Below are 21573 nucleotides of genomic sequence, written 5' to 3' on the forward strand. Positions count from 1 at the left end.
CGGTGAAGGTGCGTAGGGTGGGTTAGCGCAGCGTAACCCACCACTGTCTATCTCCGCTGAAACAGAAGAGGTGGGTTACGCCAAGCGGTTTGCGCTTCGCGCAATCCGCGAGGCTAACCCACCCTACGAACCGTGTATCTCAATAACACCGCGACGCGGCGATCGCGTGGACGCGGCGGTCGCCGAGGAGATGGGCGACAAAACCGTTCTCCGGGAAGATCTTTGCAAACGCGGCATCGCGGATGCTGAGGCCGCCGGCATAGGCGCCGAAAGCGGGCATCACGGCGCGCATCCCGTCGCTGGCGAAGCAGCGACGCTCCATCGAACGGCCGCGCGCGGAGACGCGGGCCTTGGGATGGAGATGGCCGGCGATCTCGCCGCAGGCGCCGGTCGGCTCGTGGCGGAAGGTGATCGGGCCGATCGCGACCTCGTCCGCGATGGTGCCGCCGAGATCGCGCGGCAGCATCGGATCGTGATTGCCGGAAATCCAGATCCAGTCGCGGCCAGATTGGAGTGCGGCGACAGCGTCGCGATCCTCCGCGGAGAGGCGCTCATGCGCGGTGCGATCGTGAAAACTGTCGCCGAGCGCGATGACGGTGCGCGGATCATGGCGAGAGATGACAGCAGCAAGCCGGCCGAGAGTCGCGATGGTATCGTAAGGCGGCAGCAGCACGCCGCGGCTGGCGAAGCTCGAGCCCTTTTCCAGATGCAGGTCGGAGACGACGAGCAGGCGCTGCTCTTCCCAGAACAGGGCGCCGGAGAGATCGGCGTGGAGCGAGACACCGGCGACATCCAGCGTGCGCGTCAAGGAAATCGAGAGTGCCACTTGCTCCGTCATGACCGGGCGTAGCCGTTCGAAGAGCGGCGTCGCTTCCGCTCGCCTATGCCCGGCCATCCACGTACCGATTTTTCCGTCATTCCGGGGCGCGCGCAAGCGCGAACCCGGAATCTCGAGATTCCGGGTTCGATGCTTTGCATCGCCCCGGAATGACCGTGCTGGCAGAAAGACGTGGATGCCCGGGTCAAGCCCGGGCATGACGATGTGGAAAGAGTGGTGCCCCAAAAATTCATTCGCGCGAACAGTCTACGACATCGCCTCTTTGACGAGCTCGTCGGCGGCTTCCGCCAACAGCTCGTCTGCAGCTTCGCCATAAACTGACTCGCGGCCGATTTCCAGCATCACGGGGACGGCGAGCGGAGAGACATGATCGAGTTCCCGGTGCGTGATGCGGCCCTGGATGCGGGCCAGCATGCCGCCGAGACGGCGCAGGTCGAGCAGGCCGGTGGCGGCATCGGCGCGGGCGGCGCGCAGCAGGACGTGGTCGGCCTGGTGTTTGCGCAAGACATCGTAGACCAGATCAGTCGAGAACAGCACCTGGCGGCGGCTCTTGTCCTCGCTGGTGAAGCGGCGCTCGATCAGGCCGCTGATCAAGGCACAATTACGAAACGTGCGCTTCATCAGCGCGGATTCGGCCAGCCACGCTTCGAGATCGTCCCCCAGCATGTCGGGGTTGAACAGCGCGTCGAGATCGAGCTCACCGTTGCGGATCATGAAGGAGGCATCGCCCAGCCCCCAGATCGCCACCGCATATTCATTGGCGACGAAGCCGAGCGGCCGGGCGCGGCCGCGTTCCAGCCGCCGCGTCAGCAGCATGCCGAGCGTCTGATGCGCCAGCCGCCCCTCGAAGGGATAGCAGATGAGGTAATGCTTGCTGCCACGCGGAAAGGTCTCGATCAGGAGCTCGCGGACACCCGGCACGCGCGAGACGTCCTTCTGGAGCGACAGCCAGTCGCGCACCTGCTCCGGCAGACCGTTCCACGCGCGCCTGTCGTCGAGCAGGCGGCGCACACGTTCGGCAAGATAGGTCGAGAGCGGAAACTTGCCGCCCATATAGGACGGCACCTTCGGATCCTTGTCGTTGGCGCGAGAGACGTAGACCTGATCTTCGGCCAGGGCCTCGTAGCGCACGACCTCGCCGCCGAACACGAAGGTGTCGCCGGCGGTCAGCCCCTCGATAAAATATTCCTCGATTTCGCCGAGCACGCGGCCGCCGCGCGCGATCGCGCCGGTCGAACCGCTGCCGGTGGAGCGGGAACGCACCAGCCGCACCTTGAGCATCGGCTCCTCGACGATGGTGCCGACATTGAGACGATAGCTCTGCCGCACCTTTGGATTGGCGACACGCCAGCGCCCCTGCTTGTCCTGCCTGATACGGGCGAAGCGCTCGTAGGTCTTCAGCGCATAGCCGCCGGTGGCGACGAAATCGACGACGTCGTCGAAATCGCCGCGCGCGAGGCCCGCATAGGGCGCGGCGGAGCGCACCTCGTCATAGAGGTCATCGTTGAAGAATGGCTCGCCGCAGGCACGGCCCAGCACGTGCTGGGCCAGCACGTCGAGCGCACCGGTGCGCAGCGGCGGCGTGTCCTGCGCGTTCTCGGCGATGGCGTCGATGGCGGCGCGGCACTCCAGCACCTCGAAGCGGTTGGCCGGCACCAGCACCGCGCGCGAGGCCTCGTCGAGGCGGTGGTTGGCGCGGCCGATGCGCTGCATCAGGCGCGAGGAGCCCTTGGGCGCGCCGATATTGACCACGAGATCGACGTCGCCCCAGTCGACGCCGAGGTCGAGCGAGGAGGTGCAGACCACGCCGCGCAAGCGTCCCGCCGACATGGCGTCCTCGACCTTGCGGCGCTGGGCGACGTCGAGCGAGCCGTGATGCAGCGCGATCGCGAGCCCGTCGTCGTTCATGCGCCAGAGATCCTGGAACAACATCTCGGCCTGGCTGCGGGTGTTGACGAAGACCAGCGTGGTCTTGTTCTGCTTGATCAGCTCATAGACCTCGGCGAGTGCGTGACGCGCGCCGTGACCGGCCCAGGGCAGCCGCTCTCTCGTATCGAGCATCTCGACCAGCGGCGGCGCGGCGCCGCCGGCGATCACGATGTCGGCGGCCACTTCCTTGCCATCAGGCTGCGGCACCAGGAAGCGCGCGAGCTGATCCGGCTCGGCCACGGTCGCCGATAATCCGATCGCGCGCATCTGCGGCGCGAGGCGCCACAGCCGCGCCAGCCCGAGTGACAGCAGATCGCCGCGCTTGGACGTCACCAGCGCGTGCAGCTCGTCGAGCACGATGCGTTTCAAGGAGGAGAACAGGAACGGCGCGTCGTCGGAGGAGAGCAATAGCGCAAGCTGCTCGGGCGTCGTCAGCAAGACATCCGGCGGATAGCGCCGCTGCCGCTGACGCCGCGACACCGGCGTGTCGCCGGTGCGGGTCTCGACCTTGATCGGCAGACCCATCTCGGCAATGGGACGCTCGAGATTGCGCGCGATGTCGACGGCGAGCGCTTTCAGCGGCGAGATGTAGAGGGTGTGGAGGCCGCCGGCGCGCTGCACGGTGCGGCCGGTGGAGACGAGGCTTTGCCTGGCGCCGGCGTCTCGTTCAAGCGCCTGCGTCGATAACTCCACCAGCGTCGGCAGAAATCCCGCCAGCGTCTTGCCGGCGCCGGTCGGCGCGATCAGCAGCGCGCTAGCGTCCTCGCGCGCCTTCTCCAGCAGCGCGAGCTGATGCTCGCGCGGCGACCAGCCGCGCCCCGCGAACCACGCGTTGAAGCGGTCGGGCAGCAGCGTGGCCGGCTCGGCCGGGATTTTGAGGATGCGGGGCGGCACGGCATCACAGGTAAGCCGTGGGGGCGGGTTCGTCGAGGGGTGGGGCCGAATAGAAGAGCGAGACCCGGCACCGCCTTCCCCTCTCCCCTTGTGGGAGAGGGTGGATCGCCGCGCAGCGGCGAGACGGGTGAGGGGTCTCCATCCTCGCGCACAGTCTGCGTGGATAGAACCCCTCATCCGGCGCTTCGCGCCACCTTCTCCCACAAGGGGAGAAGGGAAGAAACTCACTCCGACATCGGCTTGTCGGAGATGTCCCAATCCTTGCCGGAGAAGGTGGAGATGAAGAGCGTCTTCATCGGCGTGTAGTCCTCGGGCGTGTAGCTGTAGGTGACGCCGTCGAGGAAATAGGGCGAGTGGAAGCCCGCGAGGGTCGAGGCCTGCTTCAGCACGTTGGCGCGGGTGAGATCATCGCCGCAGCGGCGCAGGATCTCGCCCATGGTGACGGCCTGGCCGTAGCCGGCAAAGGCGATGGTGTTGTCTTGATCGATCGCCGGCGTGTATTTCTTGCGCAGCTCTTCGAACGCCATCACGTCGGGGTCCTTCTCCCATTTGGGCAGGCCGACCTCCTTGTTGTAGCGGATCGCGACGATGCCGGTGGCGTTCTCGAGGCCCGCGGCATTGAGGATCGAGCGGCCGGTGGAGCCTGCGGACAAAAGTTGCAGCGGCTTCCAGCCGAGCTCGGCCACTTTCCGGATCGACTGCGACGACGCCTTGCCGGTGGAGATGTTGTAGAAGACGTCCGCGCCCGACTTCGAGAGATTGATGAGCTGGGAATCGACGGTCGGCTCGGTCAGATCGTAGGTCTGCTCCATGATCACCTGCGCGGTGCCGCCGGCGTCAGTCAGCACCTTCTTGAAGGGACCGAGGAAGTCGCGGCCGAAATCGTCGTTCTGGTAGAGGATGCCGATCTTGGCGTTCGGCTTCACCGCAACGACGTGCCGGGCCAGGATGCGTGCCTCGGTCGGATAGAGCGGCAGGCCCGCCATCGTCCATTTGAACTCTTTCGGATTGTTCCACTTCGACGCGCCGGTGTTGAGCAGCAGCTGCGGCACGCCCTTGGAGTTCAGGTATTTGTGCACGGCGGTCTGCGGCGCGGTGCCGAGCGAGCCGTAGAGCGCCAGCACCTCCTCCTGCTCGACCAGGCGCCGCGTCGCCTCGACGCATTTCGGCGCGCTGTAGGCGTCGTCCATGGTGAGGAACTTGATCTTGCGTCCGTTGATGCCACCCTTCTCGTTCAGCATCTGGAAATAGGCTTCGCCGACGCGGCCGAGCACGCCGTAGAGCGAGCCGGGGCCGGAATGCGGCACGGTCTGCCCGATCTTGATCTCGGTGTCGCTGGCGCCCGCATCGTATTTCTTCTCCGCGGCCCAGACATACGGCGCGGGCAAGGTGGATGCGGCGATGGTGGCGAGCGCGGCGGCGCTGAAATCGCGCCGCGATGGATTCTTGGTCATTATTTGTTTCTCCCTAGCGCGCGCATTGTGCTGGCAACGCAGCTCGGCTCGCAAGTGGGAAGTCGCAGCTTTGCGACGCAATGACGCTCAAATCGCGGGGCGCTAGCGCCTAGACTCAAGTTTTCTCGGCGACGACGACGAGGCCGCGCACCGGCTCGTTGTTCTCGTTGCGCGGCGAGGCCGCCGCCAGGGTGAGGAGCTTCAGACCGGCTTGCGCGATCGCGCCGCGCACATATTCCGCCGAATGGGCATAGCGCAAGCCTTCGCCGAGAACGATGCCGCTGCCGTCATGCGTCTCCAGCGTGAAGGCGAGCACGCCGCCCGATGCAAGCACGCGCACGGCTTCGGTCAGCACCGGCGCGAGATCGGAGAGGTAGACGAACGCATCCGCGGCCACGACGAGGTTCGCGCTCGCGTCGCCCTTGCCACGCAGGCCCTCGATCATGTCGGCGACCTCGAGCTCGGCGTAGAGACCACTCGCGCGCGCCTCCCTGATCATGCCGGGCGACAGGTCGATGCCGATGAAATGATCGACCTGCCTGGCGAAGGCGGATGCCGCAAGGCCCGTGCCGCAGCCGAGATCGATGGCGAGCTTGAACAGGGCGGGCTTCTTCGCGGCGACGCGCGCGGCCACGACCGCCTTGAAGATCAGCGACGGCGCGCGGTAGTCGAGATCGTTGATCAGCACGTGCTCGAAGCGCGGCGCGTATTGATCGAACAAGGCTTGCACGTAGGCCTTGGGCATCTCGGACAATTGCTCGTCGCCGAGACGTATCAGGTGCAAATGGGCGCCATGCTGGTCCTCGGGATCGGACTCGCGCGATTTTCGAAACGCCGCGATGGCCTTGTCGCGCTCGCCGAGCTGCTGACGGATCTCGCCGAGCGTGAACCAGGCCGAAGCGAAATTGGGTGCGAGCTCGATCGCCTGCTCCAGCAGGTCGGCGGCGGCAGGCAGATCGCCCTTGAGCTGGAGGTCGCGCGCGAACTCGAAACGGCGGTCGGCCATGAGATCGCCGGAAGAGTGGAAAAGGCGCAGGGGCATTGGACTCGGCTCGTCATTGCCGGGCTTGACCCGGCAACCCATCAAAATGGAACTCTTTAGGGAGATGGATGCGCGGGTCAAGCCCGCGCATGACGACTTAATTTGAGGCGTCCGCTGACTATATGGTGCACATGCGTCCGCAAGACATCCTGTTGCCAGCTGCTGCCGGCCTGTGCTGCAAGCCCGGCGGCTTCCACATCGATCCCGTGCGCCCGGTCGAGCGGGCCGTGATTACCCACGGCCATTCCGACCATGCCCGCGCCGGCCATGGCGCGGTGCTGGCGACGCAGGAAACGCTGGACATGATGCGGCTGCGCTATGGTGAGAATTTTGCCGGCTCGACGCAAGCAATCCGCTATGGCGAGGAGATCCGGCTCGGCGATGTCAGCGTGAAATTCCACCCGGCCGGCCATGTGCTGGGCTCTGCCCAGATCGCGGTGACATGCAAGGACACCTGCATCGTCGCCTCCGGCGACTACAAGGACGCGCGAGATCCGACCTGCACGCCGTTCGAGCTCGTCCCCTGCGACGTCTTCATCACCGAGGCGACGTTCGGCCTGCCGGTGTTCCGGCATGGCGATGCGGCCGATGAGGTGAAGAAGCTGCTCGCCTCGGTCGCGCTGTTTCCCGAGCGCGCGCATCTCGTCGGCGCCTATTCGCTCGGCAAGGCGCAGCGCGTGATCGCGCTGCTGCGGCAGGCCGGCTATGACGCGCCGATCTATCTGCATGGCGCCATGGAGAAGATCACCGAGTACTATCAGAGCCGCGGGATCGCACTCGGCGATCTCAGGCCGGTGATGGCCGTGAAGAAGGCGGCGCTCGCCGGCACCATCACGCTGGCACCGCCGTCGGCAACATCCGATCTCTGGACACGCCGTTTTCCCGATCCCGTCACCGCCTTTGCGTCAGGATGGATGCGCGTGCGCGCCCGCGCGCGGCAGCGCGGCGTCGAATTGCCACTGGTGATTTCCGACCACGCCGATTGGGACGGCCTCACCGCCACGATCGCGGCGACCGGCGCCGGCGAGATCTGGGTCACGCACGGCCAGGAAGATGCGCTGGTGCATTGGTGCAAGAGCCAAGGCCTGCGGGCGCAGCCGCTCGATCTGGTCGGCTATGGCGACGAGGAGGAGAGCGAGACGCCGCTTCAAGACGAGGCCGAAGCATGAACCGCTTCGCCGAACTTCTGGACCGTCTCGCCTACGAGCCCGGCCGCAACAACAAGCTGCGGCTGATCACCGGCTATTTCCGCGAGGTCGGCGATCCCGACCGCGGCTATGTGCTGGCGGCGCTGACCGGCGCGCTCAGCTTCAAGCACGCCAAGCCGGCGCTGATCCGCGACCTGATCGCGTCGCGCACCGATGAGGTGCTGTTTGGGCTGAGCTACGATTATGTCGGCGATCTCTCGGAGACGGTGGCGCTGATGTGGCCGAAGCGCGCGGGAGATGGCGGGCAGTCTTTTCCGGGCCACCCCTCTCCCCCGCCCTCCCCCGCAAGGGGGGAGGGAGCGCAGCGGAACGCGGCGCTGTCAGCGAGCACAACAACTAATAGCGATTCCCAAAGTGATGGAGGCACGAGCCTCTCCGTTCCCTCCCCCCTTGCGGGGGAGGGTCAGGGAGGGGGGTACCGCGGGCGAGATGCTCCCGAGTCCTCACGTCCGAGCAACCACAACAACCCGCCGCCGCCGACCCTCACCGAAGTCGTCACTACGCTGCGCATGCTCGGCAAGACCGAGCTGCCGAAGCAGCTCGAACGCTGGCTTGACGAGCTCGACGAGACCGGCCGCTGGGCGCTGCTGAAGCTCGTCACCGGCGCGCTTCGCATCGGCATTTCCGCGCGGCTGGCGAAGACCGCCGCGGCGACGCTCGGCGACAAGGACCCGCATGAGGTCGAGCTGATTTGGCCGGGGCTCGCGCCACCCTATCTCGACCTGTTCGCCTGGCTGGAAGGCCGCAGCGAGAAGCCGGTCAATCGCGATCCCGCGCCGTTCCGCCCGGTGATGCTCGCGCATGCGATCGAGGACAGCGATTTCGCCGCACTCGACCCCGCCGACTACGTCGCCGAATGGAAATGGGACGGCATCCGCGTGCAGGCGGTGGCAGGCCGCGACGACCGCGGCCACATCACGGCGCGACTCTATTCGCGCACCGGCGAAGACATCACGGGAAGCTTTCCGGATCTCGTGCCATCGTTGCGTCTGCCGGGCGCGATCGACGGCGAGCTTCTGATCCTGCGCGAGGGCCGCGTGCAGAGCTTCAACGTTCTCCAGCAGAGGCTCAACCGCAAGGTCGTCTCGCCGAAGCTGATCAAGGAATTTCCTATCCATCTGCGCGCCTACGATTTGCTCGGCGACGATGCGAACGATTTGCGTGAATTGCCGTTCGCGGAGCGGCGCGAGCGACTTGAGACCTTCATCAGGAAACTTGGCGATCCCCGCATCGATCTGTCGCCTACCGTGCCCTTCGCAAGCTGGGAGGCGCTGACCGCCGCGCGCGCCGACCCCGCAAGTGCCGGCGCCGGCGAGGACGCGGACGCCGTCGAGGGCGTGATGCTGAAGCGGCGCGATGCGCCTTATTTGCCCGGACGGCCGAAGGGGCAGTGGTGGAAGTGGAAGCGCGACCCGCACATCATCGATGCCGTGCTGATGTATGCGCAGCGCGGCCACGGCAAGCGCTCATCCTATTATTCCGACTACACCTTTGGCGTCTGGACCGAAGGTGAGACCGGCGAGGAGCTGGTGCCGGTCGGCAAGGCCTATTTCGGCTTCACCGACGAGGAGCTCTTGCAAATCGACCGCTTCGTCCGCCGCAACACCACCGAGAAGTTCGGCCCCGTGCGCCATGTCGTGCACGAGGCTGACAAGGGGCTGGTGCTGGAGGTCGCGTTCGAAGGCCTGCAACGCTCCCCGCGGCACAAATCCGGCGTCGCCATGCGTTTCCCCCGCATCAGCCGCCTACGCTGGGACAAGCCGCCGCGGGAGGCCGACCGGTTGGAAACGCTGGAAAAGATGCTGAAGGCGGAAGCCGTCGAAGTGGAGGCGTGAACCCGGGCCCGATCCGGGATTAAAATCCCGTAAGCCGATTGACGCCCCGTTGCGGGTTCCCCATGTGCCTCGCGGTGCCGTATAATGGGGGTCGAATCCCCGAGGAGTTTCCAGATGGTCCAAGACGTCAGAGATTTGCCGGCCGGCCGCAGCGACGGGCTGAACCGCTTTCTCGGCGGCTCGCCGCTGGCGGTCGCATTTCGCCTGGTCCTGCTCTCGATCCTGGTCGGCGTCGTGCTGGCGGCGATCGGCTTCGATCCCTGGAACATCATCCACAGCATTCGCCTCCTGTTCCAGCGGCTGTGGGATCTCGGCTTCGATACCATCAACTGGCTGTGGCGCTACTTCCTGCTCGGCGCGGTCATCGTGATCCCGATCTGGCTGCTGTCGCGCGTCTTCGGCGCGCCGCGCCGCTAAGTCCGGGTCAAGCTCAGGGAGCCCGCAGCCGATGCAACTACGCTTTGTCGGCTGCGGCGACGCCTTCGGCTCGGGCGGCAGGCTCAACACCTGCTTCCACGTTGCGGGGCGCGAAGCCAACTTCCTGATCGATTGCGGCGCGTCGGCTTTGCCGGCGCTGAAGCGACTCGAGATCGATCGGAACGACATCGATCTGATCCTGATCACGCATTTCCACGGCGACCATTTTGCAGGCCTGCCCTTCTTCCTGCTCGACGCGCAGTTCTCGCGGCGGACGCGACCGCTGACGATCGCGGGCCCGCAAGGCATCGAGACGCGACTGCGGGAGGTGATGGAGGTCTTGTTCGAGCATTCCTCGAAGACCAGGCAGCGCTTCGAGCTCGCCGTCGTCGAACTCGCGCCCGAGCAAAGCCGCAAGTTCGGCGCGGTGACGGTGACGCCCTACCCGGTCGTGCACGGCGAATCCGGCGGGCCGTTCCTGGCCTACCGCATCGAGACCGAGGGCCGCACGCTCGCCTACAGCGCCGACACCGAATGGACGGAGACGCTCATTCCGCTGGCGCATGGCGCGGACCTTTTCATCGCGGAAGCCTATATGTACGAGAAGGTGGTCAAGAACCATCTCAGCCTGAAGACCTTGGAACAGCATTTGCCGGCAATTGGCGCAAAACGCCTCGTCCTCACCCACATGAGCGACGACATGCTGTCGCGCCTCGTCGATATCGAACATCTCGCCGCCGAAGACGGCATGGTGCTCGTGTTCTGACATGCACGCGCCCGTTCCCCTCAAGATCGGATCCCGCCAGGTCTTCGCCATCGCGGGTCCGGCGATGGTCGCGAACCTCACCACGCCGCTGATCGGCGTGGTCTCGACCACGGCGATCGGGCGGCTGGACGATGCCACGCTGCTCGGCGGCGTGGCGATGGCCTCCGTCATCTTCGACTGCCTGTTCTGGCTGTTCGGCTTCCTGCGCATGAGCACGCTCGCCTTCACCGCGCAGGCCCTGGGCGCCGGCGAGACGCGCGAGCTGACCGCGATCCTGATGCGCGGCTTCATCGTCGCGGGCCTGATCGGGGCTGCGCTGATTGGGCTGCAGCTGCCGCTGGCGGCCGGGCTGTTCGACCTGATGGGCGGCAGCGAGGGCGTCACGCGCGCCGCCAAGACCTATTTCATGATCAGGATCTGGTCGTCGCCGCTGGCCTTCGCCAACTACGTCATTCTCGGCTGGCTGGTGGGACAGGCCCGCGCCAATCCGGCGCTGCTGCTGCAGGTCGTCATCAACCTCATCAACATGGTTGCGACGATCTTGCTGGTGCTGGTCTACGACACCGGCATCGCAGGCGCGGCGATCGCAGCACTGCTCTCGGAGACGATTGGCTTCTTGCTCGGCGTGATCGTCTGCCGGCGCTATGCTGATGGCGGCTTTGCGGTGCCCCTTGCCACGCTGTTCGACCAGGCAAAACTGATGCGGCTGCTGGCGGTGAACTCCGACATCATGATCCGCACCGCGGCGCTGATCGCCGTGTTCCTGTTCTTCACCGCCAAGGGCGCGCGCGCCGGCGACGTCACGCTGGCCGCGAACTCCGTGCTCAACAATTTCCTGCTGGTCAGTGCCTTCTTCCTCGACGGCCTTGCCAACGCAGCCCAGCAGCTCTGCGGCCGCACCTTTGGCGCGCGCGATGCAAGAGGTTTTTCGGATTCGACCCGGCTGGTGCTCGCGTGGGGGCTCGGCTTCGCGCTGGTGGTCGCGGTGCTGTTCGCATTGTTCGGAACGGCGCTGATCAATGTCATGACCGCGAGCGAAGACGTCCGGCGGGCCGCGCGCGACTTCCTGCCGTTCATCGTGCTGGCGCCGGTGCCCGGCGTGTTCGCGTTCGGCTTCGACGGCATCTATGTCGGCGCGACCTGGGCGCGCGAGATGCGCAATCTCATGCTGGCCTCGCTGGCGATCTTCCTCATCACCTGGTGGGCGCTGCAATCCCTCGGCAATGCCGGGCTATGGTGCGCGCTGATCGCGTTCTATGTCGCCCGCGGCGGCTTGCAGGGCGCGCGCTATCCGGCGCTGTATGGGGCGACTTTCTCTTCTCCTTCTCCCCGCTTGCGGGGCCGAGACGAGCAGAGCTCGCTCTGAGAATGTCGGGTTGAGGGGGAGTCTCGGCAGGGACGGTGAGAATTGGACTCGCGGACAGTCCCCCTCACCCGGAATCCGCGCTTTCAGCGCGCATTCCGGCCTCTCCCCGCAAGCGGGAGAGGCGAAGGGCAAGCCCCCCTACATCCCCGGCCAGTCTTCCGCCGTCAGCGTCGCGGCATCCGCGCCGACGATGTCGGCGAGCGAATCCCGGCCCGTGCGCAGCAAGGTCGAGGTGAGGTCGCGCTTGATCTCCTCGACGAGGCCGAGGCCCTTGTAGACCAGCGACGAATAGAGCTGGATCAGGCTCGCGCCGGCGCGGATCTTCGTCAGCGCGGCGCCGCCTGAATCGACGCCGCCGACGCCGACCAGCGGGAACGCGCCCTCGACGCGCACATAGGTCTCCGCGACCATGCGCGTCGACAGGCGGAACAGCGGCCGGCCCGACAGGCCGCCCTGCTCCTTCGCCCGCATCTGCTCGCGCAGCGTGCTCGGCCGCGCGATCGTCGTGTTCGACACGATCATGCCGTCGACCCGGCGCGAGCGCGCGACCTGCACGACGTCATCGAGCTGGGCAAGGCTCAAATCCGGCGCGATCTTCAGCAGCACCGGCGTGTCGCCGGCCTTCTGGCGCACCCGCTCGCGCGCGTCGATCACCCTTGCGAGGAGGTCGTCGAGCAGCGCGCCTTCCTGCAGATTGCGCAGGCCCGGCGTGTTCGGCGAGGAGACGTTGATGGTGAAATAGCTCGCGACCGGCGCAAAGGCCTCGATCAGCTTGACGTAATCCGCAACGCGGTCCGGCGAATCCTTGTTGGCGCCGACATTGACGCCGACGATGCCGCCGTGCTGCGCGCGCGCGGCGAGCCGGCGCAGCGCGACATCCGCGCCGTCATTGTTGAAGCCCATGCGGTTGATGACGGCCTCGTCGCGCTCGAGCCGGAACAGCCGCGGCCGTGGATTGCCGCTTTGCGGCTTCGGCGTCACCGAGCCGATCTCGACGAAGCCGAAGCCGAGGCGCAGCAGCGCATCCGGCACCTCCGCGCTCTTGTCGAAACCCGCGGCCATGCCGATCGGATTGGGAAAGTTGAGCCCGAAGGCGCGCACCGCGAGCTTGGGATCGTCAGCGCGCGGCTTGACCGGCGGCAGGAAGCGCAGGCCCTGGATCGCCAGGCGATGCGCATCCTCCGGATCGAGCCAGCGCAGCACCGGCAGCGAAAGAGCATCGAAGGCGCGGATCACGGGGCAAGCTCCGGCACGTCGTGGCCGCCGTCCGAGCGCATGTTGAGGCTCGCCACCGAGATGACGGCGCCGACATCGAGCTCGCCATAGAGATGCGGAAACAGCTCCTCATTGCGCGAGCGCTCCCAGCGCAATTCGCTGCCGAGCGCATCGCCGTCGACCTCGACCAGGAACAGCGCGCGCTGCCCGAAATAATGCTTGCGCAAGGTCTCGGGAACCTGGGCGGCCGTCGAGAAATGGATGAAGCCGTCGCGTGCGTCGTCCGCGCTGCCGCGGTACACGCCCTGCCGTTCCGCCTCGCGCCAGGCCGAGGCCGGACAGATTTTGTAGATCTTGACCACCTGATGTGGAGCCCTGTTTGCTCTTTGAGTCAGCTCTTTGAGTCTCTTGGGGTTTTTCGTCTCTTGCGGGTCTCAAAACCCGGCGCGACCGTAAAGGCGGCCCCTTCCGAACTCAAGGCTTAGAGCCTATTCCGTTCCGATGAAATCGGAACGGGGTCTAAACTCTTGTTTTGACGCGGTTTCTTGACGCAAACCGGTATCGACCTTCGCTTGAAAACGCTTTCTCCGCCGCCTCTTGCGCGAAAATCGGAAAACCGGTTGATTTGAGGACAGTTTTCCTGAGTTGCGACGGGCTGGACCTTCCATGGTCAGGCAGGCCAAAGCGCAGAGGATACTGACTCACGACCAGATCTGGGTCGCGCTGGATCGGCTGGCGGCGCGCGCCGGGCTGTCTCCGTCCGGCCTCGCCAAGCGGGCCGGGCTCGACCCCACCACTTTCAACAGGTCCAAGCGGATCACCTCGGACGGCCGCGAGCGCTGGCCCTCGACCGAATCGATCGCGAAAGCGCTGACAGCGACCGGCGCCTCGATCGACACCTTTGCAAGACTGATCGACGACGAGGCAGGCGACGGCCCCTCGGTACCGCTGCTCGGCTTCGCACAGGCCGGCGCGAGCGGCGCTTTCGACGAGGCCGGCCGTCCATCCGGCAAGGGCTGGACCGAGGTCGCGCTTCCCATCGCCGAGGACAGGCAGACATTTGCGCTGGAGATTGCCGGCGATGCGCTTGCCCCGACCTATCGCGACGGCGACATCATCCTGGTCTCACCCGGCACACCGATCCGCAAGGGGGATCGCGTCGTGGTGAAGACCAAGGCGGGCGAGGTCACGGTCGCAACCTTGAAGCGCCGCACGGCAAAGGCGGTGGAATTGCAGCCGCTCGATGCCTCGCAAGCCGAGCGGACGATGGCGGCGAGCGACGTCGGCTGGATCGCGCGGATCGTGTGGGCGCGCCAATAGGTTCGCGGCGAGATCGCCGTTGCGACTCACCGCGGCCCTCGCCTAGGTTGCACGCGCATCGCCGATCAAATTCATCTTGGGGGAAATATGATGAATCGCCGTCACGCATTGAAGGCCCTCGCGGGTCTCGCGCTTTGTCCGGTCTGCAAGCCGGCCTTCGCCGCCGAAGGCGTGCATTGGAGCTATGAAGGCGCCGGTGCGCCCGCCAAATGGGGCGATCTCGACGCGGCCAACAAGGCCTGCGCGGTCGGCCTACAACAATCGCCGATCGACATCGAGGCGACGATCAAGTCGCAATTGCCGATGTTGAAGCTGAACTGGGGAATGAGCGCCGACACCATCGTCAACAACGGGCACACGATCCAGCTCAACTTCGCCGAAGGCAGCACCTTGATGCTCGGCGACGTCAAATACAAGCTGCTCCAGGTGCACTTCCACCGGCCGAGCGAGCACATGATCGGCGGCAAGAATTTTCCGATGGAGGCGCATTTCGTCCATCGCAACGATGCCGGCGGTCTCGCCGTGGTCGGCGTGCTGATGGCCGAGGGCAAGCCGAACGCGGCCTTTGGCAAGATCGTCAAGACCATGCCGGCGGCGGAAGGGCCCGCGGTGAAGGCCGATGCGAGCATCGATCCCCACGCCATGCTGCCAACGAAGCTCAGCTACTTCCGCTATCCCGGTTCGCTGACGACGCCGCCCTGCTCGGAAGTGGTCGAATGGCTGCTGCTGGCCACCCCGATCCAGGTCGCGGCCGCCGACGTCGCCGCCTTCGCAAAGCTCTATCCGATGAACGCGCGCCCGGTGCAGAAGGACAACCGCCGCTACGTGCTGCGCTCGATCTGATCGGCAGCGCTTCCGATGTCCGGTCCGGCCTCCACGACGACCTCGTAGTTGGCGGCGGTGGCATCGAAGCTCGTCAGCATGGCCTGCGCGTCGGGATCGACGATGGCTTTGCCCGGATCTGGCCCCGTGAAGGCGCGGATGCTGTCGAGATCCTGCCACAGCGTCAGGGCCAGCACTTCGGCGCCGCCCTCGACGTCGCGGCGAAGCAGCGAGGCGCCGGCGAAGCCGTCGATGGCCTGGAGGTGCGGCACCACCCGGGTTGCAAAGTGATGCTGATAAAGGGCGGCCTTGTCGCGCGTGGCCGCCGTACGCCAGATGCGAGCGATCATCCTTCTCTCCGAAACTTGCAAGGTCGAGTCTCGGGGAACACCCCCGGCGCCGTATTGGCCGAAATTGCGGCAACGCTCCCATCCCGATTTTGCCTCTCGTCCAGGACCGCCCGTCGGGTCATGATGTGCGAGAGACGGAGCACACGGACCGACCATGGCGCGCCGGCACACTGGCAACCACACGAGCTATTGGCACAGCCGCCGGATTCCCGGCATGAGCCTGCTGCGCGCCGATTTCCGTCACCACGACTACGGTTCGCACACCCATGATGCCTATGTGATCGCGGTGACGGAGTCCGGCGGCGCCGAAATCCGCAACCGCAATGTCGTGCGAAAAGTCGGCGCCGCCACGCTGTTCGTCTCCAATCCGGACGAGCGGCAGTCGGCACGGATGGGCGATAGCGGACGGTGGCGCTATCGCGCCTTCTATCTCGCCCGGCCTGCAATCGGCGAGCTCGCGCGGCGCTTCGGCACGGACACCCTGCCCCACCTCCGGGAGAGCATGCTCGACGACGGCGATCTGATCGGGCGCTTCGACCGGTTGCACCGGGTGCTGGAAACCGAACAGGACGACCTTTTGGCCGATGAGCTCGTCGCCGATGCCTTTGGCCGTCTGTTCGAGCGCTACGGTGACGGACGCCGCACCAAGATCCCTGCCGGCCGCGACGCCGTCGTGACGCGGTTGATTGCGCTGATGCGGGAGCGCCATGCCGAAAATCTGAGCCTGGACCAGCTTGCCGACCTCACAGGCCTCACCAGTTTCCAGCTGATCGGGCTGTTCAAGCGCACGGTTGGCCTCACCCCGCACGCCTATCTGGTTCACATCAGGCTCAACGCCGCCTGCCGTTTCTTGAAGCGTGGCCATTCGCTGGCCGACAGCGCGCTGGCGGCGGGATTCTGCGACCAGGCCGCGCTCAACAAGCATTTCAGGCGCTGCTACGGCATCACGCCCTTGCAGTTTGCGCAGGCCGCGCGGGCCGGCTGACGCCGCAATTTCAGCCAATACTGCCGGGGAATACGCGCCCTACTGCGATACTGTGGAGGCTCTGCGCGGCGGACGCCCTGCAGATTCCTGGCCTGACCGAGAAAGCGAAATGACCACACCATCGAAACCGAGACTCCCCGCATTCGATCCGGAGGACGTCAGCGAGAGCAATTTCACCGGCTATCCGCAGCTGCACCGGGCCGCCAACCAGATGCGCTACAACCGCCGGCTCGGCGAGCATGCGGGGTTGAAGAATTTCGGCGTCAACCTGACCCGGATCATTCCGGGCGGGCAATCCTCGTACCGTCACGCGCATTCGCGCCAGGACGAGTTCGTCTTCGTGATCGAGGGCGAGGTGGTGCTCGAGACCGATTCCGGCGCGCAGGTGCTGACGAGGGGAATGTGCGCCGGCTTCCCCGCCGGCAGCGGCGATGCGCACCGCTTCGTCAATCGCACCACGCGCGACGTCAGACTGCTCGTGATCGGCGACCGCACGCCGGACGACGTGATCAGCTATCCCGACGTCGACATGCACGCCGTGCTCGGGCCAGATGGCGTCTACAAATTCACGACCAAGGCGGGCGAGCCGCTTTAGGGCTGCGCCGCTACACCTGCCTCACGCGCTCCGCGCCAGCGCGCCGTCGATCATGTTGACCGCGTTCTGCACGCCGTACACCGCGACGAAGGAGCCGAAGCGCGGGCCCTTCTCTTGGCCGAGCAGCACCTGGTAGAGCATGTTGAACCAGTCGAGCGTGACGCCCGGACGGCCGTCCTTGCCCTTCTTGACCTGGTCGAGGAACGGCTCGCGGCGGCCGATCTCGTAGACGACGTTCTGGATGTCCTCAGCCGACGCATCCTGCGGCAACTGCGACAGCGCATCGCGCAGATCCTGGAGCGCCGCGCGTTCGATCTCGGTCGGCTCGCGGAACTGCTTCGTCGGCGCCACGAAGTCGCGGTAATAGTTGATGGCGTAGCCGACCATCGCATCGAGCTTCGGATGCGTCTGCGGCGACACGCCGGGGCGATAGCGGCCGATGAAGCCCCACAGGGTCTCGGCGTTCTCCGCATTCGACGACGACACCAGCGTCAGCAGCAGCTGGAACGTCACGGGCATGTCGCCCTGTGGCGGCTTGCCGTGATGGATGTGCCAGACCGGATTGCCAAGCTGCTGCTTGCCATCCTGCTTGGGAAAGCCATCAATGAATTGCTGATAGTCGTCGACCTGGCGCGGGATGACGTCGAAAAACAGCCGCTTCGCCGCCTTCGGCTCGCGGTACATGAACAGCGACAGCGATTCCGGCGAAGCGTAGCGCAGCCATTCGTCGATGGTGAGGCCGTTGCCCTTCGACTTCGAGATCTTCTGGCCCTTCTCGTCGAGAAAGAGTTCGTAGTTGAAGCCCTCGGGCGGCGTGGCGCCGAGCGCCCTGGCGATCGCGCCGGACAGCTTCACGGAGTCGATGAGATCCTTGCCGGCCATCTCGTAATCGACGCCGAGCGCGACCCAGCGCATCGCCCAGTCGGCCTTCCACTGGCATTTTACATTTCCGCCGGTGACGGGCGTTTCGACTTCTTCGTTGGTGTCTGGATCGACATAGGTCACCGTGCCCGCGGCGACGTCGCGGCGGATCATCGGCACCTGGAGCACGATTCCGGTGGTCTTGCTGATGGGCAGGAACGGCGAATAGGTCGCGCGGCGGTCCGGCCCCAGCGTCGGCAGGATGATCGCCATCACCTTGTCGTAGGCGGCCAGCATCTTCAGCAGCGTCGCGTCGAAACGGCCGGACGTATAATAGTCGGTCGAGCTCGCGAACTCGTAGTCGAAGCCGAAATGATCGAGGAAGGCGCGCAGGCGCGCGTTGTTGTGGTGCCCGAACGACGGGTACTCGTTGGAGAACGGATCCGGCACGCGCGTCAGCGGCTTGCCGAGATGCGCAGCCAGCATCTCCTTGTTGGGCACGTTGTCGGGCACCTTGCGAAACCCGTCCATGTCGTCGGAGAAGGCGAGCAGACGCGTCTTGATCTTGTCCTCGGTCAGCACGCGAAAGGCATGGCGCACCATCGAGGTGCGCGCGACCTCGCCGAACGTGCCGATATGCGGCAGGCCCGAGGGGCCATAGCCGGTCTCGAACAGCACCTCGTCCTTCGGGCTTTTCTTCAGCCGCGCGACAATGGCCTTCGCCTGCTCGAACGGCCAGGCGTTGGATTGTTCGGCGAGCGCACGCAGGTCGCTCGGGTTCGCGGCAAGATCGATAACGGACATCAGGGGCCTCCGGGCCGCGGAAAATAGCGATTTCCGGGCAGAATGCAATTTTGTGGGCGGTATTGCCTCTCGCACCGTCATTGCGAGCGACTTGTCCGCCGTAGCTCAAAGAGCGAAGGCGGAAGCGAAGCAATCCAGACTGTCACTGCGGAAACAGTCTGGATTGCTTCGTCGCAAGGGCTCCTCGCAATGACGGCGGAGGGAGCAGCGACGCAGCTAAAACGGGCTCACCGAAAAATAGCGCAGCCACAGGTCGGTGTAGCGGCCTTTTTCCCAGACGCGGAACAGGGCCCAATTCAGGGCCTGGCGCAGCACGTCGTTGCCCTTGCGCACGGCGATGCCGATGCCCTCGCCGAAGAAGCGGCTCTCGACGAAGGGACCGCCGGAGAAGGCGCAGCAATCGCCCGAATCCGTGCCGTTGATCCAGAAGGCGAGCGAGATGGCGTCGCCGAAGATGAAGTCGACCTCGCCCTTGCGAAGTGCGGCGCGCATCGCGTCGTCGTTGGGATAGGGGTGCAGCTCGGCGTCGGTGAACATCGCCTTGAGATAGGCCTCATGCGCGGAGCCGCCGATCACGCCCACCTTCTTGCCCTCGAGATATTCCGGGCGGATCTCCGGCATCACCGCATCCTTGCGCGAGGCGAAGCGCGCCGGCACGCGGTAATAGGGATCGGAGAAGTCGACGCGGGCACGGAGCTGCGGGCTCACCGCCATCGAGGCGATGATGGCATCGCCCCGGTTCGAGGTGAGCGCGTCGACCAGCGTCTCGAAGCGGCGCATCTGCACCGTGCAGGTGACCTTGATCTCCTCGCAGAGCGCGCGGGCGAGATCGACGTTGAAGCCGGCCGGATTGCCGTCGGCGCCGGTGTAGTTGAACGGCGGATAGTCGGTCTCGGTCAAAAAGCGGATCACGGTCAGGCGCGACAGGTCCGGCCGCTCCGGCCGCCGCCGCGGGTCCCAGAAGCCGGGCACCGCCTGGGGGGCCGCCTGGGGCGCGACCTGCGGGGTGGCCTGAGGCGCCGCCGGTGGCTGCTTGGCCGGGGCCTGCGCCCTCGCGCCGGGCAGGGCTGCGAACAGGCAGGCGCCGACGGCCAGCCCTGTCAGCAAGCCACGGGCAGATTTGGACGATTTCGCCTGTTGCGATGGAGCCATCGGCCGGAAATGAACGAATTTCGTTGGGATCGGAGGCCTTATAGACCATCCGCCCGGGAACGCGAGCGCCGATTGCAGGCACGGTGAAGGCCGGGGCGGTCGGAGGGTAGATCAGAGATACCGCTTCAGCTCGACCGCGGCCTCTTCCGGCGTCCGTTTCAGGTTGAACGGCGAGACGAAGCGGCCGTCGCGGTCCATCAGATAGATCAGCGCGGTGTGGTCCATGGTGTAGTCACCGTCCTTGGTCGGGACCTTCTTGGCATAGACCCGGTAGGAGGTGATCACCTTGGCGGTCTCGGCGGGATCGCCGCTGAGGCCCTCGAGATGCGGATCGAAGCTCGACAGATAGTCCTTCATCGCCGCCGGCGTGTCCCGCTCGGGGTCGACCGAGATGAAGATGGCGTTGACCTTGTCGGCGTCCTTGCCCATCGCGCGCAGCACTTCCGAGATCTCGAACAGCGAGGTCGGGCAGACGTCGGGGCAATGGGTGTAGCCGAAGAAGATCAGGGTCGGCTTGCCCTTCAGGCTCTTGTCGGTGACGGCCTTGCCGTTCTGGTCGGTGAGCTGGAACGGGCCGCCGATCGCAGCCGGCTGCGCCACTTTGCCGACCCCGCCCATGGCCCAGAACATGATCAGCAGCCCGACAACAAGGCTTGCGGCGAATGCGGTCGCGATCACCAGCGGGCGGGCGGCGGAGCTCATGGGCGGAAGACTTCCTGTCGGGGGTCAGAAGCAGGCAAAGAAGCCGGTCCTGATCATTTCGAAGAACACCTGGGTGCCGTAGTGGAACCACAGCGCCAGCGCGCCAATCACGACCAGACCGCCAACACCTGTGCCAGCCAACAGCAGCACGGACGGCGTCCGGCCGGCAGTGGACGAATTGTCCTGTAACGGATGGGCCGGGCGCACTGGTTGAGCCATGACAATGATCGGGGCGAAGGCCCCGGTTCCCAGGCTTTCAGATAAGCTTTAGCCCGCCTGCGGGCAAGGCGCCGCTGGCGGGCTGAAACAAACCCGTCGTGCCGAGGATGTCAGTGCAGGAGCTGGCCCCGAGCGGACTCGAGCTCGTCCGATTGCGGGAGAGTCCGGCGCGTCGGCTTGATCGTCGAGGCCTGTGCGTCCATGTAGCAGGGCTTGTACATGGCCTGAAGCTGCTTGCCCCTCAGGAAGAGCATGTGCGGGGTCAAGCCGCCGCGCTGGTTGATCCAGCGCCTCACCTGCGAGGGGTACATCGCATAGAGCATCTGGGTTGCTTCGGAATTGGTGACGGCGCGGCCATTGGCGCCGAAATCCCAGGCGGCGTGGAAGCCCAGCGTCGCGCTCGAGGTCACGCAGATGCGGTCGCGCGGGATGGCGCCAAGGACGATGGTGCAGGCGGAGGCGCAGAGGCCGTCGATGATGACGGTTTCGCCTGATTGCCGCAGGTCCTGATATTTGTCGACGTAGGTTCCGATCCGGCCGCCGCGGTCATCCGCGATCCGGACCACCGCGTGAGAAGCCCCCATGCAAGCGATCAGCACAACCGCGGCCAGCAACCCCGTCAGAAACTTCATTGTCCCCCGCCCCAGTCGAATTCGAATCTGCGTGTCAGGTGGTGATGCACGGCTAGCGTCCGTCGTAACCAAGGTTTTGTCTAGGCAGGCCGGCTCGCTCAAAACAAATTCAAATCCAGTGTTGCGTCCGCGCTGCACTGGGCCGGGCTCTATCTCAAAGTGGAACA

21 protein-coding genes are annotated in these 21573 nt (G+C 65.7%); 9 read left to right on the plus strand and 12 right to left on the minus strand.

From position 1 onward, the window contains the following. Positions 1-139: 139 nt before the first annotated feature. The 4 genes from pdeM to XI08_RS44335 form a co-directional block, all read right to left on the minus strand. On the minus strand, positions 140-838 hold the full coding sequence (gene pdeM, locus XI08_RS44320) for a ligase-associated DNA damage response endonuclease PdeM (protein ID WP_271579264.1): 699 nt from the start codon (positions 836-838) through the stop codon (positions 140-142). Between the two features lie 246 nt (positions 839-1084). Continuing rightward, positions 1085-3661: a ligase-associated DNA damage response DEXH box helicase gene (locus XI08_RS44325; protein ID WP_271579265.1), complete on the minus strand. Its 2577-nt coding sequence runs from the start codon at positions 3659-3661 to the stop codon at positions 1085-1087. Positions 3662-3885: 224 nt separating this feature from the next. Continuing rightward, positions 3886-5115 carry an ABC transporter substrate-binding protein gene (locus tag XI08_RS44330; RefSeq protein WP_027542363.1) on the minus strand — a complete coding sequence of 410 codons (1230 nt, stop codon included), beginning with the start codon at positions 5113-5115 and terminating at the stop codon, positions 3886-3888. Positions 5116-5230: 115 nt separating this feature from the next. Continuing rightward, positions 5231-6157, minus strand: coding sequence for a class I SAM-dependent DNA methyltransferase (locus XI08_RS44335; protein ID WP_271579266.1), 927 nt, complete (start codon positions 6155-6157; stop codon positions 5231-5233). A 131-nt stretch (positions 6158-6288) separates the two neighbouring features. Between XI08_RS44335 and XI08_RS44340 the strand changes: the two genes are divergently transcribed. The 5 genes from XI08_RS44340 to XI08_RS44360 all read left to right on the plus strand — a co-directional run bounded on the left by XI08_RS44340 (position 6289) and on the right by XI08_RS44360 (position 11749). Next, positions 6289-7326 carry a ligase-associated DNA damage response exonuclease gene (locus tag XI08_RS44340; protein WP_271579267.1) on the plus strand — a complete coding sequence of 346 codons (1038 nt, stop codon included), beginning with the start codon at positions 6289-6291 and terminating at the stop codon, positions 7324-7326. Beyond that, positions 7323-9200, plus strand: coding sequence for an ATP-dependent DNA ligase (locus XI08_RS44345; RefSeq protein WP_271579268.1), 1878 nt, complete (start codon positions 7323-7325; stop codon positions 9198-9200). Before XI08_RS44340 ends, XI08_RS44345 begins: the two co-directional genes overlap by 4 nt. A gap of 114 nt (positions 9201-9314) precedes the next feature. Continuing rightward, positions 9315-9617: a DUF6460 domain-containing protein gene (locus XI08_RS44350; protein WP_027542359.1), complete on the plus strand. Its 303-nt coding sequence runs from the start codon at positions 9315-9317 to the stop codon at positions 9615-9617. A 31-nt stretch (positions 9618-9648) separates the two neighbouring features. Then, entirely contained in the window at positions 9649-10383 is a 735-nt protein-coding gene (locus XI08_RS44355) for an MBL fold metallo-hydrolase (protein ID WP_271579269.1), read from the plus strand. A 1-nt stretch (position 10384) separates the two neighbouring features. After that, positions 10385-11749 (plus strand): MATE family efflux transporter, encoded by a 1365-nt coding sequence (locus tag XI08_RS44360; RefSeq protein ID WP_271579270.1) that lies wholly within the window; start codon positions 10385-10387, stop codon positions 11747-11749. Between the two features lie 138 nt (positions 11750-11887). Here the strand turns inward: XI08_RS44360 and XI08_RS44365 are convergent, their stop codons facing one another. Further along, complete coding sequence (locus XI08_RS44365) at positions 11888-12985, minus strand: quinone-dependent dihydroorotate dehydrogenase (RefSeq protein ID WP_027542356.1); 1098 nt, start codon at positions 12983-12985, stop codon at positions 11888-11890. Next, complete coding sequence (locus XI08_RS44370; RefSeq protein WP_027542355.1) at positions 12982-13326, minus strand: DUF952 domain-containing protein; 345 nt, start codon at positions 13324-13326, stop codon at positions 12982-12984. The genes XI08_RS44365 and XI08_RS44370 overlap by 4 nt, the downstream gene beginning before the upstream one ends. Positions 13327-13630: 304 nt before the next feature. Here XI08_RS44370 and XI08_RS44375 point away from each other — a divergent pair, with 304 nt between their 5' ends. Next, on the plus strand, positions 13631-14284 hold the full coding sequence (locus XI08_RS44375; protein WP_271579271.1) for a S24 family peptidase: 654 nt from the start codon (positions 13631-13633) through the stop codon (positions 14282-14284). A gap of 90 nt (positions 14285-14374) precedes the next feature. Beyond that, positions 14375-15127 (plus strand): carbonic anhydrase, encoded by a 753-nt coding sequence (locus XI08_RS44380; protein ID WP_271579272.1) that lies wholly within the window; start codon positions 14375-14377, stop codon positions 15125-15127. Here the strand turns inward: XI08_RS44380 and XI08_RS44385 are convergent. Continuing rightward, positions 15106-15456, minus strand: a complete 351-nt coding sequence (locus XI08_RS44385) for an antibiotic biosynthesis monooxygenase family protein (RefSeq protein WP_271579273.1) — start codon at positions 15454-15456, stop codon at positions 15106-15108. The genes XI08_RS44380 and XI08_RS44385 overlap by 22 nt on opposite strands. 154 nt (positions 15457-15610) lie before the next feature. On the opposite strand from XI08_RS44385, the gene XI08_RS44390 reads away from it, so the two are divergent. Together XI08_RS44390 and XI08_RS44395 are read left to right on the plus strand one after the other, a co-directional pair. Then, positions 15611-16441 (plus strand): AraC family transcriptional regulator, encoded by an 831-nt coding sequence (locus XI08_RS44390; RefSeq protein ID WP_271579274.1) that lies wholly within the window; start codon positions 15611-15613, stop codon positions 16439-16441. A 109-nt stretch (positions 16442-16550) separates the two neighbouring features. Next, positions 16551-17036: a cupin domain-containing protein gene (locus XI08_RS44395; protein ID WP_271579275.1), complete on the plus strand. Its 486-nt coding sequence runs from the start codon at positions 16551-16553 to the stop codon at positions 17034-17036. Between the two features lie 21 nt (positions 17037-17057). On the opposite strand, the gene XI08_RS44400 is transcribed toward XI08_RS44395, so the two are convergent. From XI08_RS44400 to XI08_RS44420, 5 genes are all read right to left on the minus strand, one after another. Next, complete coding sequence (locus tag XI08_RS44400; protein WP_271579276.1) at positions 17058-18701, minus strand: lysine--tRNA ligase; 1644 nt, start codon at positions 18699-18701, stop codon at positions 17058-17060. 216 nt (positions 18702-18917) lie between these two features. Beyond that, the gene (locus XI08_RS44405; protein WP_271579277.1) at positions 18918-19853 is read right to left on the minus strand and encodes a transporter substrate-binding domain-containing protein; all 936 of its coding nucleotides are present in this window, start codon (positions 19851-19853) and stop codon (positions 18918-18920) included. Between the two features lie 111 nt (positions 19854-19964). Next, positions 19965-20555: an SCO family protein gene (locus tag XI08_RS44410; RefSeq protein ID WP_027542347.1), complete on the minus strand. Its 591-nt coding sequence runs from the start codon at positions 20553-20555 to the stop codon at positions 19965-19967. Positions 20556-20579: 24 nt separating this feature from the next. After that, positions 20580-20774: a hypothetical protein gene (locus XI08_RS44415; protein ID WP_271579278.1), complete on the minus strand. Its 195-nt coding sequence runs from the start codon at positions 20772-20774 to the stop codon at positions 20580-20582. Between the two features lie 110 nt (positions 20775-20884). Then, positions 20885-21406 (minus strand): hypothetical protein, encoded by a 522-nt coding sequence (locus XI08_RS44420; RefSeq protein ID WP_271579279.1) that lies wholly within the window; start codon positions 21404-21406, stop codon positions 20885-20887. Between the last annotated feature and the right edge of the window lie 167 nt (positions 21407-21573).

Source organism: Bradyrhizobium sp. CCBAU 11361 (assembly GCF_028128935.1).
Lineage (GTDB): Bacteria > Pseudomonadota > Alphaproteobacteria > Rhizobiales > Xanthobacteraceae > Bradyrhizobium > Bradyrhizobium niftali.

What these genes read in the sequence shown, in the direction of transcription:
- pdeM (WP_271579264.1), bottom strand. Translation starts at nt 838, where the DNA reads ATGACGGAGCAAGTGGCACTCTCGATTTCCTTGACGCGCACGCTGGAT.
- XI08_RS44330 (WP_027542363.1), bottom strand. Translation starts at nt 5,115, where the DNA reads ATGACCAAGAATCCATCGCGGCGCGATTTCAGCGCCGCCGCGCTCGCC.
- XI08_RS44335 (WP_271579266.1), bottom strand. Translation starts at nt 6,157, where the DNA reads ATGCCCCTGCGCCTTTTCCACTCTTCCGGCGATCTCATGGCCGACCGC.
- XI08_RS44340 (WP_271579267.1), top strand. Translation starts at nt 6,289, where the DNA reads ATGCGTCCGCAAGACATCCTGTTGCCAGCTGCTGCCGGCCTGTGCTGC.
- XI08_RS44345 (WP_271579268.1), top strand. Translation starts at nt 7,323, where the DNA reads ATGAACCGCTTCGCCGAACTTCTGGACCGTCTCGCCTACGAGCCCGGC.
- XI08_RS44350 (WP_027542359.1), top strand. Translation starts at nt 9,315, where the DNA reads ATGGTCCAAGACGTCAGAGATTTGCCGGCCGGCCGCAGCGACGGGCTG.
- XI08_RS44355 (WP_271579269.1), top strand. Translation starts at nt 9,649, where the DNA reads ATGCAACTACGCTTTGTCGGCTGCGGCGACGCCTTCGGCTCGGGCGGC.
- XI08_RS44360 (WP_271579270.1), top strand. Translation starts at nt 10,385, where the DNA reads ATGCACGCGCCCGTTCCCCTCAAGATCGGATCCCGCCAGGTCTTCGCC.
- XI08_RS44375 (WP_271579271.1), top strand. Translation starts at nt 13,631, where the DNA reads ATGGTCAGGCAGGCCAAAGCGCAGAGGATACTGACTCACGACCAGATC.
- XI08_RS44380 (WP_271579272.1), top strand. Translation starts at nt 14,375, where the DNA reads ATGAATCGCCGTCACGCATTGAAGGCCCTCGCGGGTCTCGCGCTTTGT.
- XI08_RS44385 (WP_271579273.1), bottom strand. Translation starts at nt 15,456, where the DNA reads ATGATCGCTCGCATCTGGCGTACGGCGGCCACGCGCGACAAGGCCGCC.
- XI08_RS44390 (WP_271579274.1), top strand. Translation starts at nt 15,611, where the DNA reads ATGGCGCGCCGGCACACTGGCAACCACACGAGCTATTGGCACAGCCGC.
- XI08_RS44395 (WP_271579275.1), top strand. Translation starts at nt 16,551, where the DNA reads ATGACCACACCATCGAAACCGAGACTCCCCGCATTCGATCCGGAGGAC.
- XI08_RS44400 (WP_271579276.1), bottom strand. Translation starts at nt 18,701, where the DNA reads ATGTCCGTTATCGATCTTGCCGCGAACCCGAGCGACCTGCGTGCGCTC.
- XI08_RS44405 (WP_271579277.1), bottom strand. Translation starts at nt 19,853, where the DNA reads ATGGCTCCATCGCAACAGGCGAAATCGTCCAAATCTGCCCGTGGCTTG.
- XI08_RS44410 (WP_027542347.1), bottom strand. Translation starts at nt 20,555, where the DNA reads ATGAGCTCCGCCGCCCGCCCGCTGGTGATCGCGACCGCATTCGCCGCA.
- XI08_RS44415 (WP_271579278.1), bottom strand. Translation starts at nt 20,774, where the DNA reads ATGGCTCAACCAGTGCGCCCGGCCCATCCGTTACAGGACAATTCGTCC.
- XI08_RS44420 (WP_271579279.1), bottom strand. Translation starts at nt 21,406, where the DNA reads ATGAAGTTTCTGACGGGGTTGCTGGCCGCGGTTGTGCTGATCGCTTGC.